The 16,518-nt window shown below is 66.4% G+C and carries 17 protein-coding genes; 7 read left to right on the top strand and 10 right to left on the bottom strand.

All coding sequences use genetic code 11. From position 1 onward, the window contains the following. Window positions 1-42: 42 nt before the first annotated feature. Both AB0M22_RS19450 and AB0M22_RS19445 read right to left on the bottom strand, forming a co-directional pair. Window positions 43-1,134 (bottom strand): PhoH family protein, encoded by a 1,092-nt coding sequence (locus tag AB0M22_RS19450; RefSeq protein WP_364729817.1) that lies wholly within the window; start codon window positions 1,132-1,134, stop codon window positions 43-45. A gap of 129 nt (window positions 1,135-1,263) precedes the next feature. After that, window positions 1,264-2,199 carry a LysR family transcriptional regulator gene (locus AB0M22_RS19445; RefSeq protein ID WP_364728281.1) on the bottom strand — a complete coding sequence of 312 codons (936 nt, stop codon included), beginning with the start codon at window positions 2,197-2,199 and terminating at the stop codon, window positions 1,264-1,266. Window positions 2,200-2,340: 141 nt separating this feature from the next. On the opposite strand from AB0M22_RS19445, the gene AB0M22_RS19440 reads away from it, so the two are divergent. Continuing rightward, on the top strand, window positions 2,341-3,573 hold the full coding sequence (locus tag AB0M22_RS19440) for an MFS transporter (RefSeq protein WP_364728278.1): 1,233 nt from the start codon (window positions 2,341-2,343) through the stop codon (window positions 3,571-3,573). 35 nt (window positions 3,574-3,608) lie between these two features. Here the strand turns inward: AB0M22_RS19440 and AB0M22_RS19435 are convergent, their stop codons facing one another. The 6 genes from AB0M22_RS19435 to AB0M22_RS19410 all read right to left on the bottom strand — a co-directional run bounded on the left by AB0M22_RS19435 (window position 3,609) and on the right by AB0M22_RS19410 (window position 9,078). After that, window positions 3,609-4,349: a 16S rRNA (uracil(1498)-N(3))-methyltransferase gene (locus AB0M22_RS19435; RefSeq protein WP_364728275.1), complete on the bottom strand. Its 741-nt coding sequence runs from the start codon at window positions 4,347-4,349 to the stop codon at window positions 3,609-3,611. Further along, complete coding sequence (dnaJ, locus tag AB0M22_RS19430; RefSeq protein WP_150402998.1) at window positions 4,350-5,501, bottom strand: molecular chaperone DnaJ; 1,152 nt, start codon at window positions 5,499-5,501, stop codon at window positions 4,350-4,352. 141 nt (window positions 5,502-5,642) lie between these two features. Continuing rightward, window positions 5,643-6,674 (bottom strand): heat-inducible transcriptional repressor HrcA, encoded by a 1,032-nt coding sequence (gene hrcA, locus AB0M22_RS19425; RefSeq protein WP_364728272.1) that lies wholly within the window; start codon window positions 6,672-6,674, stop codon window positions 5,643-5,645. Window positions 6,675-6,841: 167 nt separating this feature from the next. Next, window positions 6,842-8,041 (bottom strand): DUF3558 family protein, encoded by a 1,200-nt coding sequence (locus AB0M22_RS19420; RefSeq protein WP_364728269.1) that lies wholly within the window; start codon window positions 8,039-8,041, stop codon window positions 6,842-6,844. A 110-nt stretch (window positions 8,042-8,151) separates the two neighbouring features. After that, complete coding sequence (locus AB0M22_RS19415) at window positions 8,152-8,544, bottom strand: DUF4254 domain-containing protein (RefSeq protein WP_364728266.1); 393 nt, start codon at window positions 8,542-8,544, stop codon at window positions 8,152-8,154. 78 nt (window positions 8,545-8,622) lie between these two features. After that, window positions 8,623-9,078, bottom strand: a complete 456-nt coding sequence (locus AB0M22_RS19410) for a DNA-directed RNA polymerase subunit beta (protein WP_364728263.1) — start codon at window positions 9,076-9,078, stop codon at window positions 8,623-8,625. A 253-nt stretch (window positions 9,079-9,331) separates the two neighbouring features. Between AB0M22_RS19410 and AB0M22_RS19405 the strand changes: the two genes are divergently transcribed. The 6 genes from AB0M22_RS19405 (at window position 9,332) to AB0M22_RS19380 (ending at window position 13,839) form a co-directional block, all read left to right on the top strand. Beyond that, on the top strand, window positions 9,332-10,213 hold the full coding sequence (locus AB0M22_RS19405; RefSeq protein ID WP_364728261.1) for a helix-turn-helix transcriptional regulator: 882 nt from the start codon (window positions 9,332-9,334) through the stop codon (window positions 10,211-10,213). Beyond that, the gene (locus AB0M22_RS19400; RefSeq protein ID WP_364728258.1) at window positions 10,210-10,422 is read left to right on the top strand and encodes a DUF397 domain-containing protein; all 213 of its coding nucleotides are present in this window, start codon (window positions 10,210-10,212) and stop codon (window positions 10,420-10,422) included. Before AB0M22_RS19405 ends, AB0M22_RS19400 begins: the two co-directional genes overlap by 4 nt. A 227-nt stretch (window positions 10,423-10,649) precedes the next feature. Then, complete coding sequence (locus AB0M22_RS19395) at window positions 10,650-11,219, top strand: DUF3558 domain-containing protein (protein ID WP_364728255.1); 570 nt, start codon at window positions 10,650-10,652, stop codon at window positions 11,217-11,219. A gap of 71 nt (window positions 11,220-11,290) precedes the next feature. Further along, window positions 11,291-11,737 carry a hypothetical protein gene (locus AB0M22_RS19390; protein ID WP_364728252.1) on the top strand — a complete coding sequence of 149 codons (447 nt, stop codon included), beginning with the start codon at window positions 11,291-11,293 and terminating at the stop codon, window positions 11,735-11,737. Beyond that, window positions 11,734-12,918, top strand: coding sequence for a hypothetical protein (locus AB0M22_RS19385; protein ID WP_364728249.1), 1,185 nt, complete (start codon window positions 11,734-11,736; stop codon window positions 12,916-12,918). Before AB0M22_RS19390 ends, AB0M22_RS19385 begins: the two co-directional genes overlap by 4 nt. A gap of 144 nt (window positions 12,919-13,062) precedes the next feature. Beyond that, complete coding sequence (locus AB0M22_RS19380) at window positions 13,063-13,839, top strand: ESX secretion-associated protein EspG (protein WP_364728247.1); 777 nt, start codon at window positions 13,063-13,065, stop codon at window positions 13,837-13,839. Between the two features lie 777 nt (window positions 13,840-14,616). Here AB0M22_RS19380 and AB0M22_RS19375 read toward each other — a convergent pair. Continuing rightward, the gene (locus AB0M22_RS19375) at window positions 14,617-15,693 is read right to left on the bottom strand and encodes a DMT family transporter (RefSeq protein ID WP_364728244.1); all 1,077 of its coding nucleotides are present in this window, start codon (window positions 15,691-15,693) and stop codon (window positions 14,617-14,619) included. A gap of 236 nt (window positions 15,694-15,929) precedes the next feature. Further along, complete coding sequence (locus AB0M22_RS19370) at window positions 15,930-16,223, bottom strand: hypothetical protein (RefSeq protein WP_364728242.1); 294 nt, start codon at window positions 16,221-16,223, stop codon at window positions 15,930-15,932. Window positions 16,224-16,518: the final 295 nt, after the last annotated feature.

The following is a 16,518-nucleotide window of genomic DNA, read 5'->3' as shown; positions in this document are numbered from 1 at the left end:
ACGCCGTTGGGTGTCGACCGAATGACCGACATTGTGCGCAACTCAGTGTCGATCGCCTCGGCTCGCGGCCCGGCGCTGGGCCCGATTGCCCGGATAGTGCGCGCCGACCTGCGGCGCACGCTCCGACTCGGCCCGATCGTAGGCGTCGACGATATCCGCGACCAGCCGGTGCCGGACCACGTCGCTGCTGGTCAGGTAGGAGAAGTGGATGTCGTCGATGTCGGTGAGGATCTCACTCGCCGCACGCAGACCCGAGCGCGCGCCGGTCGGCAGGTCGACCTGGCTGACGTCACCGGTCACCACGATCTTCGAACCGAACCCGAGCCGGGTGAGGAACATCTTCATCTGCTCGGCCGTGGTGTTCTGCGCCTCGTCGAGCACGATGAACGAATCGTTCAGCGTGCGACCGCGCATGTACGCCAGCGGCGCGACCTCGATGACTCCGGCCGCCATCAGCTTCGGAATGGCCTCGGGATCCATCATGTCGTGCAGTGCGTCGTAGAGCGGGCGCAGGTACGGGTCGATCTTCTCGTTGAGCGTGCCGGGCAGGAAGCCGAGCCGCTCGCCGGCCTCCACCGCGGGGCGGGTGAGGATGATCCGGGTGACCTGCTTGGTCTGCAAGGCCTGCACGGCCTTGGCCATCGCCAGATACGTCTTGCCGGTGCCCGCGGGGCCGATGCCGAACACGATGGTGTTGGCGTCGATCGCGTCGACGTAGCGTTTCTGGTTCAGCGTCTTGGGCCGGACGGTCTTGCCGCGCCGGGACAGGATGTCCAGGCTGAGCACCTCGGCCGGGGACTCGGAGGAGCCCTCCGTGAGCATCGAAACGGTGTGCCGCACCGCTTCCGGGGTCACCACTCGATTGCGGCCGGTGAGCGCGACGAGCTGTTCGATCACTCGCTCGGCGAGGGCGACGTCGGCCGCCTTGCCGGTGAGGGTGACGGAATTGCCGCGGACGTGAATGTCCGCGTCGAGCAACTCTTCGAGTTCACGCAGGTTCTGGTCGGCCGAACCGAGGAACGGGAACACGGATTCGGGAGCGAGTTCGATACTGGAACGCACGGTGCGTGCTGCGGGACCCGAGGTGTTGTCGTCAGCGCTCGTACCTGCTGCGGAGGTTGTCGGGTCGCCGATCTCGCCTTGTGTTCTCAAAAGTGGCTATAGCCTGCTTTCCGGTCTCGACGTGCTGCTGTGTTGATGAAAGTTTAACGCGCCCCACCGACACCGCCCAGTGAATAAGCCGCTAACGGAGAGGCTTGATGATCAGGGGATTCCCCGGCGTCGTTGCGCCCAATCCTCGGTGAAATCACGAAAGCGTCGCGTCGCCCCGGACGCCGACGTCGAGGCCGACCACACCAGCCCGACCTCGCGGGTGGCGCCGGCATCCGCAAGCGGGATCAGCACCGGCCCGGGTAGCCGCACGTCGGCCTTCACCCCGGCCACCCGCGGCGAGGTCGCCGGGCCGATGTCCTCCTCCGGCAGCACCCCGACGCCCAGACCTGCGGCGACCAGGCCCGCGACGGTGACGAGGTCGCTGGCCTCGAAGGCGACCCGCAGGCGCAGGTCGGCGGCGGCGGACAGTTCGTCGACGATGCGGCGCATGCCGAAGCCGGGATGCATGGCGATGAAGTCCTCCTCGGCGACCTCGTCGAGGCGCACCTGCTTGCGCCCGGCCAGCCGGTGATCGACCGGAACGGCCAGCGCGAGCCGCTGCCGCAGCAGGCCGCGCCAGCCGATTCCGGCCGTGGTCGGGCGCGGCGAGACGATACCCAGATCCGATGTCCCGCTGAGCACATCGTTGGCCACCATTTCGGCGGCCCCCTGGCGCAGCGCGAAAGTGATTCTGGCCGAACCGCGGCGGAATTCGCCGACCAGTTGCGGGACCAGCCAGCCGCCGAAGGAATGCAGGAAGGACAGGCGCACAACACCGTTGGCGGGGCTGTTCAGGTCGGCGATGGAGGTGGCGGCGGTGTCGAGTTCGGATTGCGCGCGGCGGGCCTGTTCGTAATAGATGCGGCCGAATTCGTTGAGGATGATGCGTTTGCCGCGGCGGTCGAACAGCTCGACCCCGAGCCTGCGCTCCAGGCGGCCGAGCATGCGGGACAGCGTCGGCTGGGCGATGTGCAGGCGTTCGGCGGCCGCGCCGACGCGTTCCAGCTCGGCGAGCGTGATGAACCATTCGAGGTCTTCGCTCAGCACGTGTCCACCTCCTCCCGGTGACTCGTGTCACAGGGCAGCTCGGAGCGGCCCGGACTGCTCTCCCTATATGCGCTCAGTGCATGAACTCCCCCATTATTATTCATTTCCCTTCGGAAGGGGTGGCCGGTGATCCTGAAAGCCATGACCTCGACGAAGAGCCCGCCGGTCGCCGGGGGGCGTACGTCGCATGAGCGCCGGATCACCACGGCACTGTTCGCGGCGGGGTTGGCCACCTTCGCGACGATGTACAGCGCGCAGGCGTTGCTGCCGAGCCTGTCCGAAGCATTCGGCGCGACACCCGCCCATGCGGCGCTCGCGGTTTCGCTGACCACCGCGTTTCTCGCGTTGGCGATCATTCCGGTGAGCGCGCTGTCCTCGCGGATCGGGCGGACGCGGGTGATGACGGCGTCCGCGGTCACCTCGGCGGCGATCGGGTTGCTGCTGCCGTTCAGTCCGTCGCTGGAGGTGCTACTGACCGGGCGGGCGTTGCAAGGGCTCACGTTGGCAGGCGTCCCCGCGGTGGCGATGGCCTATCTCGCGGAGGAGATCGGTACGGCGGGGCTCGGGGCCGCGATGGGCGTGTACATCGCGGGTACCAGCATGGGCGGGCTGGCCGGCCGGGTGATTCCGGCGTTCACCCTCGGACTGGGTTCCTGGCGCTGGGCCGAGGCGACCATTTCGGTGGCGGCCGCGGTGTGCACCGTGTGGTTCGTCCGCAGTCTGCCGCCGTCGCGTGGTTTCGTCGCCCGGCCCGCCGGAATCCGCACTGTGCTGGGCGATCTCGCCGGTCAATTACGGAATCGCGGGCTGCTGGCGCTGTTCGGGCTCGCGTTGGTTCTGGTGGGTACTTTCGTCTCGCTCTACAACTTCCTCGGCTACCGGCTCACCCAGACGCCGTTCGAATTGCCGGATGCGGTAGCGGGTTTGGTGTTTCTGCTCTATCTGGCCGGTACCGCGGTCGCGACGGTGGCCGGGCGACTGGCCGATCGGATCGGCAGGCATCGGGTGCTCGCCGGCACGGTGATGCTGATGGGTGCCGGGTTGGCGCTGACCATTCCCGACAACCTCGTGACGCTCGTGCTCGGCATGTCCCTGTGCACGGCAGGGTTTTTCGGTGCGCATACGGTGGCGAGCGCCTGGGTCGGCGTGCTCGCGTCCGGCAATCGCGGGGCCGCTTCGTCGCTGTATCTGTTCTCGTTCTATGTGGGCAGCGGCGTCATCGGCGGTGCGTCGGGCATCGCCTACACCAAGCACGGCTGGGCGGGACTCGTCGCCTGCGACGCCGCGCTGCTGGTGATCGGCTTGATCCTGGTGTCCACCTTGGCATTTCGTAGCCGCCACCACGCGCAGCATCAGCACGCCGAACTTCGCTGAGAGATCCTTGGCGGCGGCTGCCACCGCATGAACGACTACCAGCGTGGAGTCAGGGCACCGAGGGCGCCGAGCGCGACGGCCGCGGCGGTGGAGGTACGGAGCACAGTGGGACCGAGCAGGACGATGTCGGCGCCCGCCTCGGACAGCGCGGCCAGCTCCGAACCGTCGAGCCCACCCTCGGGGCCGACGATCAGCACGACCGCGGGCGCGCCCGCGAAGGCGAGTTCGGTGAAGCGTCCCGTGCCGGATTCGTGCAGGGCCGCGACGATTGCGCCGTCCGCCTTGGCTTTTCGGATCAGGTCGAGCAGGTCGCGGGTGCGGTGCAGATCCGCTACCTCGGGGATATAGGGGCGGCGGGACTGGCGGGCGGCCGAACGAGCGGCGGCGCGCCACTTGTCGACGGCCTTGCCCGCCTTGCCTTCCCAGTTCGCGATGCAGCGGGCGGCCTGCCACGGCACGATCGCGTCCGCGCCGGCCTCGGTCATCAGCTCGACGGCCAGTTCCGAGCGGTCCGACTTCGGCAGCGCCTGAACGACCGTCACGCGCGGCGAAACCGGTTGCGCGACAGTGCGATTCAGTACCCGCAGGTCCAGCCGGTCACGTTGGGCCGCAACGACTTCCGATTCGGCGAGCACACCGCGCCCGTCCGACAACGTGATCGGCTCGCCGACCCGGATGCGGCGCACCGTGGCGGCGTGCCTGCCCTCCGGGCCGTCGAGCACGGCGATGGCGCCCGGTTCGGGCACCTCGTCGAGGTAGAAGACCGTCGCGGCCAATTAGCGCCCGCTGAACGAGGCCCGCAGCCTGGCGAACAGGCCGCTGTTGTGCTCGGACTGGGTCGACATGACCTCGGCGCGCTCGCTCGGGCGCATGCCCTTGTACTTGCGCAGCAGTTCGGTCTGCTTGCCGTCCAGCTTGGCCGGGATGACGATGTCCAGGTGCGCGAGCAGGTCGCCGCGCGCGCCGGAGCGCAGCCGCGGCATGCCGTGCCCGCGCAGCACCGAGACCTCGCCCGGCTGCGTGCCCGGCGCGATGGTCAGCTCGGTGGGGCCGTCGAGGATGGTGTCGATCACCACGGTGGTGCCGAGGGTCGCGTCGACCATCGGGACGCGGATGGTGCAGTGCAGGTCATCGCCGTCGCGGACGAACACGTCGTGCGGCTGCTCGACGATCTCCACGTAGAGATCACCGGCGTGCCCGCCGCCGGGGCCGACCTCGCCTTGCGCGGCCAGCCGCACCCGCATGCCGTTCGCGACACCGGCCGGGATCGGCGCGGCGATCTCGCGACGCGCACGCACGCGGCCGTCGCCACCACACTTGTGGCACGGATCCGGAATGGTCTCGCCGGCGCCGCGGCAGGTCGGGCAGGGGCGCGAGGTGAGCACCTGGCCGAGGAACGAACGCTGCACGGACTGCACTTCGCCTGCGCCGCCGCAGGTTTCGCAGCGCACCGGCTTGGACTTGCCGTTGGTGCCCGCGCCGGTACACACGTCGCACAGGATCGCGGTGTCGACGGTCAGATGCTTGGTCACGCCGACCGCGCATTCGGCCAGGCTGAGCCGGGTCCGCAGCAGCGAGTCCGCGCCGGGCTGCACCCGGCCGCGCGGCTTGCGCGCGCCACCGGAGTTGCTCATGCCGCCGAAGAAGGCCTCGAACACGTCGCCGAGTCCGCCGAAGCCGGCGCCGGAGAATCCGCCACCGCCGCCGCCGGATTCCAGCGGGTCGCCGCCGAGGTCGACGATGCGCCGCTTCTCCGGATCCGACAACACCTCGTAGGCGGCCGACACTTCCTTGAACTTGGCCTGCGCCGTCTCATCCGGGTTGATGTCGGGATGGAGTTCCCGCGCCAACTTGCGATAGGCGCGCTTGATCTCCTGGTCGGTCGCGTTCTTCGCGACGCCGAGCAGTCCGTAGTAGTCCCGTGCCACTTGAGTTCTCTAGTCCTTGGTCGTTCTCGACAGTGCCGACGGTGCTTCACCGCTCCAACCGCATGCTGATGGCCAGCATTAGTCGGATGCACTCAACTTTATCCGGCCGGAAGTACGAGGGTATCAGCGGCATCGGAGCCGTCAGCGTTCGGCGAGGACCTCGCCGATGTACCGGGCGACCGCCGCGACCGAGGCGATGGTGCCGGGATAGTCCATCCGGGTCGGGCCGAGCACGCCCATGCCGCCGAGGATCGCCCCCGAGGTGCCGTAGCCGGTCGACACCACCGAGGTGCCGCGCATCTGCTCGACCTGGGTTTCCTCGCCGATGCGGACGGTGACGGTGCCCGGCTGCTGCGCGGCGGCCAGCAGCTTGAGCACGATCACCTGCTCTTCCAGCGCCTCCAGCACGTCACGCAGCGAACCGGGGAAGCCGAAATCGGCGGCGTTGCGGGTCAGGTTGGCGGTGCCGCCGAGCACGAGTCGTTCCTCCGGATGCTCGACCAGCGTCTCGACCAGCACGGTCGACACCCGGATCAGCACATCGCGCAGCCGCAGCGGCGCGTGCTCGGGTAGCTCGGCCACCGCCGCCGAGGCGTGCGCCAGCCGTTTGCCGTCCATCGCGCCGCCGAGCATGCCGCGCAGCGCGGCCAAGTCCTCGTCATCTACCAGCGCGCCGAGTTCGACCAGGCGCTGATCGACGCGTCCGGTGTCGGTGATCACCACGAGCAGCAGGCGCGCGGGATTCAGCGCGACCACCTCGATGTGCCGGACCGTGGACGCGGACACCGACGGGTACTGCACCACCGCGACCTGCCTGGTCAGCTGGGCCAGCAGGCGCACGCCGCGGCGCAGCACGTCGTCGAGATCGACGCCCGATTCCAGGAATTCCATGATCGCCCGGCGCTCGGCGCCGGAGAGCGGCTTCACCTCGGCGATGCGATCCACGAACTGCCGGTAGCCCTTGTCGGTGGGGATGCGCCCGGAACTGGTGTGCGGCTGCGTGATGTAGCCCTCGGCCTCCAGCACCGCCATGTCGTTGCGCACAGTCGCACTGGAAACGCCCAGATTGTGCCGTTCCACCAGGCTCTTCGACCCGATCGGCTCCTTGGTCGCGACATAGTCCGCGACGATCGCGCGCAGGACCTCGAAGCGCCTGTCTTCGGTGCTCGACATCGGCCCCACCTCCTCGCTTCGTCCTCGGGTACGCCGCACCGGGCGAATCCCGCATCACACAACACCGTGCGATTCCCGGTCGTCTGCTCAACCAGTCTAATTGCCTATACCCAATTCGCCGTCCCGCACGCCAGGCGGGCAGACGGTGTGCGCCGCGGCACCGACGGTCAGGGAATCGCGTGCAGGACGGTGGGGGTGATCTGGGCGGCTTGAGTGCAGGCGTCGAAGGGGAAGGGTGGGGCGGCGGGGGCCAGGTTGACCGAAATCGTCAGTAGATGGGCGTTGTTGGCGGTGGGTGGGTCGGCGCGGCGGTAGTTCAGGGTCACCGCGCAGCTGGAGTTCTGCCGGGTCGGGTCGGTGGACTGGACCGTGCGCAGCTCTATGCCGGTGAGGCCCTCCACGTTCGTGTGCCGCGCGTACTGGATGGACTGGCCGCCGTCGAGGCCGGAGGGCAGGCGCAGGACCTCCCCCGTCTTGACCATCTGCTCGCTGGTCTGGTCGAACGAGATCTCGACGGTGACCCGATGTGAACCGCCGGGCTGGACCAGGGTGATCGAGCACTTGTACGCCTTGGGCCAGCCGACCGAGGTCATCTGCCAGCCGAGGAATTGCGCGGTGATCGGGGCGGTGGCCGCACACGGGTTGCGCTGGATCAGCGACCGCCCGCCCTGATCGTCGATGGGACGCGGCGGCAGGGCCACCAGGCCGTCGAGGGTCGCGGCGAGGTATTCCCTGGTGAACCGGCAGGGCTGCGACCACGGGACCGGCGTCTTCGCCGAGCCCGCGAGCTTGGCGACGCTGAGGAAGTGCGCGAATCCGGTGTCCCCGGCCGGAATTCGGTACTCACAGCTGTACGCGTCGGCCCGGTCGTCGCTGTTCGCGCTGCGAAACACGGTGCGGCCGTTGATCTGCTCGGTCTTGTCCGCCGCGCGCTTGTCCGAGGTGTAGAGCTTGTCGAGTTCCAGATTGAACGCGTAATAAGCGTCGTCCGGAGCGCTGAGTATCAATCCGCATCCGGTCCAGCCGCTGCCGCGATCCATACCGGGGCTGCGGTCGAAGCGCTGGAAAACGCCTAGCCGCTCGGCATATTCGCGATTCAGCAGCGCGCACGGATCGGTGGCGCGGATTCGCGCCATGAGGTCGGCGGCGCCGGGCGCGATGGCCGCCAGCTCAGCCGAACCCGGCGTCCCTACCTGCGCTTTCGCCGCCCGCGGCGGGGAGGTCTCGGCGCTGGGGCGCGCCGAGGATTCCTTGGATATGGTGCCGCATCCGCACAGCGCGGCCACGACCACGGCTATTGCCACCATCGCCGCCCAACGCCGACTGCCGCCCACTATCAACGGCAACTCCCTCGGCTTATCGAACAATCCCCGGCAGGTTAACCCAATAATGAAGGCTCCCTCGCGGATTCTCCGATACCCGGCGAATCGTGACCCAATCAATGCCGGAATCGGCGTGACCCGAACAAATCTCATGATCAACACCTGCTCGGGAGCCGACGCCGGCCCGCAGTGAGTTCCTCGACCAGGTCCTCGTAGCCGACGGCCAGCTCAGCGAGGCGTTCCCAGGCGAACCAGAGGTCCCAGTCGGACTCGTCGGCCAGCGCCGCGTAGGCGCAGGCGGTGAACTGCGCGAGGCGGTCGAGGATCGCGCCGATGGTCTCGGTGTGCAGGTAGGCGCCGCCGCGCGGGACCGGCAGGCGGGTGGCGACCCACCGATCGATGTCGCGGACCTCCCGGGCGCGGTATTCGTCTATCTCCCGGATGGTTTCGCGGGTCGCGGTCGGCCTGCGTTCGTGCAGGGTGGTCAGCTCGTGCACCGCGGTCAGCAACGGATGGTCGCCGACACTGCCGCGACAGGCTTGCAACACTTGACTTCTCGTCGGCAACATCTCACTCACCCGGCCGTTCGGCGGTAGGCGCGCACTCTCGTTGCGGCACTGCGTCGCTCATCGGGTCGGCCTCCTGGTGCAGGCGCGCAGGTAGTCGAGCACCACCGCGCCGGATGGACGGAAGGTGTCGCGGGGCGGCACGATCCAGGTGCGGGACGGGGTGTGCGCGTCCGCCGGGGACGGCAGGGCGATCTCACCGCCGAACGGGACGACGGCCACGTCGAGCCGGAACAGCTCGGTGAACAGCGGCTGGTCGTCGGGCACATCCGGGCGGCACAGGAAAGTCCAACGGCGGGAACGGATGTGGGCCACGATCGGCCCGAGGGCGCAGCCGCGGTACAACATGTCGTCGCGGACGCGCTGGCCGAGCCGGGCAGGCATCGTGATTGCGCCTACCAGACCGACTTTGACCACGATTCGGCCCACCTCCGGGTGGATGCCGGCGGGTAGGCCGCAGCGCCGGTAATAGGCACAGCGCGAAACAGGGGTATCCGTGAACATCGGGTCGCTCATATCGAACCTCTACTCACCTCGATCGGTTGCGGGGTGCGCCCGATCCGAGTGGACCTGAACCCGCTCGCGCAGATAAGGTTTCAGGACTTCTAGGACACGGACCGGGGCGCGCTTTCAGTACAGCACCGGAAATGAGCGGCGGGACTGTTCCGAGTACCGGAACAAGGGGAAAATTCACAAGGTTCCAAAGAAGCCCGCCATATGGTTCCAGTTTCACCCACAGCCAATAGTGAGGCTACGAAAGGGAATTGTCGTGCCCCCCACCGGATCGACCCTCCCCCGACGCATGCTGGCGCGCCAGCTGCGCGAACTGAGGGAGAATTCCAGCGTCAGCGCGGAAACCGCGCGCAAGGCGATAGGCGTTGGCAAGCAAACACTGTGGCGGATGGAAACCGGGCAACCCGTCCGGTTGAATCCGCTGTTCATCGAGCGGCTGTGCGCGCTGTACGGCGCGCACGCGGACGTGACCCGGATGCTGCTCGGATTGGCCGAGGAGTCGCACCGCACCGGGTGGTGGCATGCGTACGGGGATGCCATTCCGAAGCATTTCGATTTGTTCGTCGGGTTGGAGGAGGCGGCGCAGCGGATTGTTTCGTATCAGACGGTGCTGCTGCCGGGGTTGTTGCAGACCGATGGATATCGGCGAGCCATGACGTGGGCGGTCTCACCCAGCATGCCCGCTGCGGAAGTCGAACGACGGATCGAATTGTTCACTCGACGCAAGACTCGGCTGACCGATGCCGGCAATCCGTTGACCATCGACACCGTCGTCGACGAATGCACCCTGCGCCGGGCAATCGGCGGTCCGGCGGTGATGGTGGATCAGCTGCATCATCTCGTCGGAGTCGATGAACTGCCCAACGTCTCCGTTCGAGTGGTCCCGCTCTCGAAGGAGGCATACGGCGGACTGGCCGTGGGGCCGTTCGTGCTGCTCGAATTCCCAAGGCACCCAACGGCCCATCTCACCGAGCCACCGGTCGTATACATGCAGGGTCACACCGGTGCGTTGTACCTTGAGAAGACCGACGAGGTGCAGAAGTACCAGCAGGCATATGTCGACCTGCAACGTTCGGCATTGGATGAGTCCCGCAGTCGCGCACTCATCCGCAAGATCGCGAAGGAGTACGCGACGTGAATACAGATCGATCAACCACCGCCTGGTTCAAGAGCAGCTACAGCAGCCCCAGCCAGGACTGCGTCGAGGTCGCCTTTCTCGGTGACGGCATGGTCGGCGTTCGTGACTCGAAGAACCCGGACGGCTCGTCGCTCGTTTTCAGTTCCGGCGAGTGGGACGCCTTCACCGCCGGTCTGGCCGGCGGCGCGCTCGACCTGTCGCGCGGCTGAGCCGGGCGGGTGAGCAGGGCCGGGGGCTTCGTTTGCGCGAGGTCCACTGCCCGATCTCTGCCAATCTCTGCCAACTTTTCGAACCCGCCGCCGATGGCGTCGACCTGCGGTGCGACTCGCTTGCACCCAGGTTGACGCATCGGTAGCGTCAGCATGATCTGACTAGGGGGCGGAGAAGCCGGTCCGGCCCCGTGCGATCTATCTGAGCACCGGCGGCGAAGGATCCGATGACGAGCAGGTCGATCTCGTGGCAGATGGCCACTCTCGCGCTCGGCGCCGTATTCGTGGTCGCCGGGTGTGGGCCGTCGAACGATGGGGGCAAACCGACGGGAAGTTCCACGACGTCGAAGACGAGCGTTGCCCCGGACGTGCCCGCCGGCTTTGACCCTTGTAAGGACATTCCGCAGAGCGTTTTGGACTCCGAGAAGTTGCTGGACAAGACGCCGGACGACTCCAATGCATCGGGCGGTATCAAGTGGCGCGGGTGTCTTTGGGCGCAAACAGACGGGTACGCCGCAAGTATCCAGACGACCAACATCACCACCGATATGGCGCGGGCGAAGAACTTCCTCGATACCCGTGAATTCACCATCAACGGTCGCCGAGCAATCTCCTACCGGCAGTCCACGGACCACCCGCAGGCCGCATGCACCGTGGATGTGGAGATGAAGGGCGGCAGCCTCGAATTCAACCTCAGCAATCCGCCGTCGCGGCGTATCACCGGGCAGCTCGACACTTGCGAGCTGACGCAGAAGCTCGCCGAGAAGGTCGTGACGACCATGCCAGCCAACGTGTAATCCATTGACCGCGACGGACCGACTGGGAGGGAAGAAATATGGGGGACGATCAGAACGCATCGCCTCGACCGATGTCCAATCTGGTGAACGCGGCGCGCGACGGACAATTGACAGTCGAGATGAAGCCTGAGGACTTCGTCTATATCGATCGTGACTGCGAGTACTTCAAGCGGACTATCCAGCGAATCCAGAGGATCGCGGATGAAGTGTCGAATCAGCCGAGCTGGGGCCTCGGGGAAACAAACAAGCAGATGGTGTCGGCAGGCACCGTGGTTGATCGATTCAAGGGGAAAGCCAAGAAGGCAGCGGACGGCAATGACGTCTACGCGGTCATGGAGCAGCATTACCAGATCGTCGAAGACATCCAGACGACCTATCGTTCGGTCCGAGAGCGAATGATGCAGGCGGACAGCAACTTTGCCAGTGAATTCACCCGTCTGAACGAGACGCTCCCCGAGCGCGCGCCGGCTCAACTCCCTGCTGGCCCGTACCTCCTCCCAGACGGGACCGGCCGATGAGCGGATATGAGTCCCCACGGATTCCGGGTGGCGGCGAACACACCGACAGCTGGGATCACTCGACAATCAAGGACGCCTTCGATCCGCTCGACACTACCGACGCGATCGAACAGGCCGAAAAATACTGGCAGATGCACCAGCTCTGGGAGCAGGGCGTAGCCACCTTCGCTCGCTCGATCCAGAACTCGATCTCTCAGGCGTGGTCCGGCCCAGCCGCGGACGATTCGAAGAAGTCGATCCAGGCGTACACGACCGATGCCCACACCCTGACCCCTGCTCTCGCCGAGCTCCACACTCGCGTCCGTGACGCCGCGACCGCAATCGTCAACACCAAGAAGGCGATTCCCGACACGGTCGACACCTCCTTCGGCTCCCGAGTGTTCCACCCGAGTCGCTGGGACCTGTCACGGGAGAAGTCCGAGGAGACGCAGAAGGCGCGCGTGGCGATGAACGAGCATTATGTGCAGCCGTTCAGCCAGATCGACGGCAAGATCCCGGTCTTGCCCACGCCGACGAGCCCCACCAAAGCTGTCGATATCACGCCTCCGCCGGGCGGTTACAAGCCCGACGAGAACAACAACGGCGGTCAGCCGAATCAGCCCAAATCAACTGACACCGAGAAGAATTCGAACAACCCGACCGTCCCCGGCGACAAGGACGGCGACGGCAAGCCCGACGAGTCGACTACGGACGAGAAGTCGACCGACAAGACGAAGAGCGACCAAACCACGCCGTCGAGCACGACGCCGAGCGACACCACGCCGGCCAGCACGACCCCGTCGACAACCAATCCGGGCGCCCCCACTACAGATCCGACGAAGACCGTTCCGTCGAGCACCACTCCGACGACCCCGGGCACCCCGCACTCCCCCGGCAGTCCGGGCAGCCCGGGTTCGCCGAATTCGAAGACCCCGCAGCCGGGCCGCAGCATCCCCGGTACGCCTGCCACTCCCGGCACCACGACGGCCAACCCGGCCGCCGCCGCAGCTGCTGCCCGCGGCGCAAGCGGCACCCCGGGCATGGGTGGCATGGGCGCGGGCGCCCGCGGCGGCAAGTCCGAGGACGACTCGGAACACAAGATCCCCGACTACCTGATCACCCAGGAGAACACCGACGAACTCCTCGGCGAACTCCCGAAAACCATCCCCGGCGGCGTAATCGGCGGCGACATCCCCACCTAAGACCCGCACCCCACGCCGAACGGGGCCGCACGGAGGCGACACCCCGGTTCCGCCGCGGCCATGTCCCACTCGCACGCGCGGACATACGGCGCCGGGCACCCGTAAGACCTATCGAACGCACGACATGGAGGAGATCGAACCGGCATGGCTGAATGGAATTGGGAGCCAGACGATTTCGCTGCCCTCTGGTACTCCGATGCCCATGACCGGTTCCCCAATCCGTTGCGCTACACCAGCCGGTTCGCGCTGCGCGACGAGTTCGCCGCGCACCGGCACGCCGTGCGCGCCCGCTACTCCGCCGACGAGCTGGAGGAGATCCAGCTCGCGCTGCACACGCTGGGCACCTCGGACCTGCGGATCGAAATCCTCGGCGGCACAAACAAACACAAGCACAGCACCGGACCCGACGATCTGCGCGAATACCGAATCGTCGGCGCCCGCAACCCCTATCGTGCCGTCACCCTCATGCAGGGCGGCACCGATCGTGAGCACGGTCCGATCCGGGTGCGGATGTTCCGCCCGGAAACCTTGCCCGCCCGCATAGTTCAGGCCATCCCCGCCTGCAAGCCGGGCAGCGCCGCCCCCGCCACCTTCCACCCCGACGACATCGCGCCGCGCCGCAACGGCCACTTCGAGGACGTCGCCCGCCAAACCCCGCGTGAGCAATACCAGCGACTGCTCGGCCGCCCCACCGACGGCGGCGGCACCGCGGTCCTGCTCGCCGCCCCGTTACCCACCCTCGCCCAACCGTCGAATGTCCTGCAATGGCACGACATCACCGACGACGGCCGCTATACCGAGATCCGCGGCCCGCACATCACCGTCCGCCCCACCGCTCCCGCCGACCTCACCACCCACTTCGCCACCTGGATCGAGCGCGCCCTCGAACGTCTCGCGGAAGACCGCAACGACACCTGGTAACGACCGATCCGGAACGGCCCGCGGATCCGAATACGGGGCGGCGACACCGGTCGCCGGCAGCACCCCACTTCGACGAGCGGAGCCACATGCGCAAGACAGCTCACCGGCAACTCGGCATAGTCGTCGGCGGATTCACGGCAGCAGTGTTGGCAGGCGCTGCGCTGGCCGCCCCCGCCGGCGCGGACGCCGCAACCACGTGCAGCGCGAAAGCGGAGACATATGCCCTGTTCAGGGACTGCATGAAGAAGCAGAGCCAGCAAACAGGTCAAGACCAAGGCTCAGCACCGCAGGTGCCGGATCAAGGCAACGAGGCAGGGAGCCAGCAGTCCAACGGGGCCGGGCAATCCCAGAGCCAGAGCAGTGGGGCGGGAAGCCAGGCGCAGGGCCAAGGGACCAACGCCGGGGAGCAAGGCAACAGTAGCCAGGGCCAAAACCAAGGCACCGGGACCGGTAACCAGGGGCAAAGCCAAGCCACCGGGCAGGCCGGCCAACACCAGCAACAGCAAGGTCAACCCACAAGTGGCAAGAATTCCAAGAAGGGCTAACCGCGAAAAAGGAGTCCGGGTCAGCGAGCAGAAGTCCGCTGACCTGGACTTTTCGTAGCGAAAGTGCCCGGCCGACTAAACGGCGTTTCCCAGAATCGGTATCGCTTTTCCGCGAGACCCCGATGCACGACTATCTGCACTCGAATCCGTTTCACACGATCGGCGAACACGAATGTTCGCTCCACGCCTAGGTACTCGCACGTACCTGCATCGGATCGGAAATGTGCGACCTTCAACTGGCGGCGCTGCGCTGACCGTGCTCATTAGTCGGGTCATCGGTCCATGCCCCGATCCACGAATGACTCGCCGCCAGTTCATCTTCGCGCGCCGATCGCGGTTCGTCGCGGGCCTCGGGCCGATACATCCGGAGCACCGGAGCCGTCTGCTCGATGGTGGCGAGTGCGGCGAACTCCGGTTCTCTCCGATCGGTATTGTCCGGGGCCGAATCATCGTTTTCCGGCTCGGCCTCGGCGGGCGCGGCACGTCCGTCGAGCAGGTTCAGCGCCAGCGCGCACAGCACAATGATTGCGCCGCCTGCGATTCCGCTCCAGGTGGGTACCTGACCGAAGAAGAACAATCCGAACAGCAGGCCCCACACGCATTCGACGGTCAGCATGTTCCCGCTGAGCACCGCGTCGATTCGTTCGAACGAATAGTTGATGAGGAAAACGTTCAGCACACTGAGCACGCCCCCGAGACCGATTGCGGCCCAGAGCATTACCGCTGACGTGTGCGACGGAACGTGCGGGAGACCATCTCCTTGCAGCACGGATGTCAGCACCACACCCACGGCTCCGACGCCGAGGGTCAACGCGGTGAGTTCGTGATTGTTCAATGAGCCGTCGTGCCAATCCCGGCCGAGATAACTCAGCGACATTGCCACCATCGCGACCAGTGCGATCAGGTTGCCGTAGTTGAGCGAACTCGTGGCACTGCCACCGAATCCGGACAGGATCGCGACCCCGACGGCGGAGCCGCCGACGAAGAGCACCCGGACCGCGGACACTCGCACGCTACGCATCAGCATGCCGAGCGCGGACACCAACGGGAGGGCGGCGATGAACGAAATATCGCTCACCGCCGTCATTCCCGCGGCTTTCGAGAACAAAGTCGTGCCTACTACGTACAGCAGGACGGTGCGTCCGATGACTACGCACCATTCCCGCATCCTGATCCGGAGTACGGTGCGCCAGCGGATCCATCGACTGAATACCAGTATGGCGATCAAGAACGCCAGTCCCGTGCGAAGATAGACCTGTTGGGGCGGGGTGAAACCGTTACCTAGATAGCGCGACAGCACCGTGAGCATGGCGAATGACGCGGTTAACAGGACCAGCGCTCCGATACCGCGCAGGTCAGTTGAATCTCTGCTTTGTACGACCTCGGACCCGTTGATGTCGCTCACATTACCGATGCGACCGACACCCGGAACCGTACTCCGGGGTATTTTTTCGCGATTCGCCGCAGCTACAACGGAATGGGGCTAAACAAGTCCCGCTGCGGTATCACGTGTGAAGTGTGTGCCTCAGTTACATGGGCAACCGACTAGGCGGAACCCCCTGCGGCATGGCGTATCCCGATATGCCGACGCTCTGTCCGGCAGTGGCAGCGCCGCCCGCGAGCCAGCCAGCCGGCCAGCACCCACGCGGCAGCCAATACCGTCACAGCCAAGGTATTCATTGCCGAGGCGCAGGTCACGAAGGTGGCCAAGGCGGTCACCGCAGTCGCGATAGGCGTCATTACATGCACCATTTTATGGGCGAATGACACTGGGTCATCCTCGTCGGCGGTGCACTCCGGGTCTGCCAGAACCCTGCCGACGATGACGATTCTTTTCATGCCACCCAGCGTGCCGCTGATCGGATCAACCGGCCAGGGATTGCCCTGCTCTTGCGCGCCAAGCGTGCAGAACGCGGTGTTTATGGACGAAAGTCCAGTACAGCGATACGGTCGAGTAGGCGGACAACGCTGAGACCTCACGCGTGTCCGACCATCTGGATAGCAGGGATCTGGAGATGTCGAACGGGCGCGAGCGAACGAGCCGCCGGAGCGGGGCGTCTTCGCGTGTGCGAACGATTCGACAACAAGGGGCGTCCATGTGCATGCGTGGGCGCACCATGACAACCGACAACAC

The sequence above is a fragment of the Nocardia sp. NPDC051756 genome (assembly GCF_040681495.1).
Classification (GTDB): Bacteria; Actinomycetota; Actinomycetes; order Mycobacteriales; family Mycobacteriaceae; genus Nocardia.
Note: the sequence above shows the minus strand (reverse complement) of the source record. Positions and strands in the feature narration are given on the sequence as shown.

Coding starts and splice junctions, on each gene's coding strand:
- AB0M22_RS19390 (WP_364728252.1), top strand. CDS start 11,291: ATGTCCAATCTGGTGAACGCGGCGCGCGACGGACAATTGACAGTCGAG.
- hrcA (WP_364728272.1), bottom strand. CDS start 6,674: ATGTCGAGCACCGAAGACAGGCGCTTCGAGGTCCTGCGCGCGATCGTC.
- AB0M22_RS19440 (WP_364728278.1), top strand. CDS start 2,341: ATGACCTCGACGAAGAGCCCGCCGGTCGCCGGGGGGCGTACGTCGCAT.
- AB0M22_RS19410 (WP_364728263.1), bottom strand. CDS start 9,078: ATGAGCGACCCGATGTTCACGGATACCCCTGTTTCGCGCTGTGCCTAT.
- AB0M22_RS19380 (WP_364728247.1), top strand. CDS start 13,063: ATGGCTGAATGGAATTGGGAGCCAGACGATTTCGCTGCCCTCTGGTAC.
- AB0M22_RS19395 (WP_364728255.1), top strand. CDS start 10,650: ATGACGAGCAGGTCGATCTCGTGGCAGATGGCCACTCTCGCGCTCGGC.
- AB0M22_RS19385 (WP_364728249.1), top strand. CDS start 11,734: ATGAGCGGATATGAGTCCCCACGGATTCCGGGTGGCGGCGAACACACC.
- AB0M22_RS19375 (WP_364728244.1), bottom strand. CDS start 15,693: ATGCTCACGGTGCTGTCGCGCTATCTAGGTAACGGTTTCACCCCGCCC.
- AB0M22_RS19370 (WP_364728242.1), bottom strand. CDS start 16,223: ATGAAAAGAATCGTCATCGTCGGCAGGGTTCTGGCAGACCCGGAGTGC.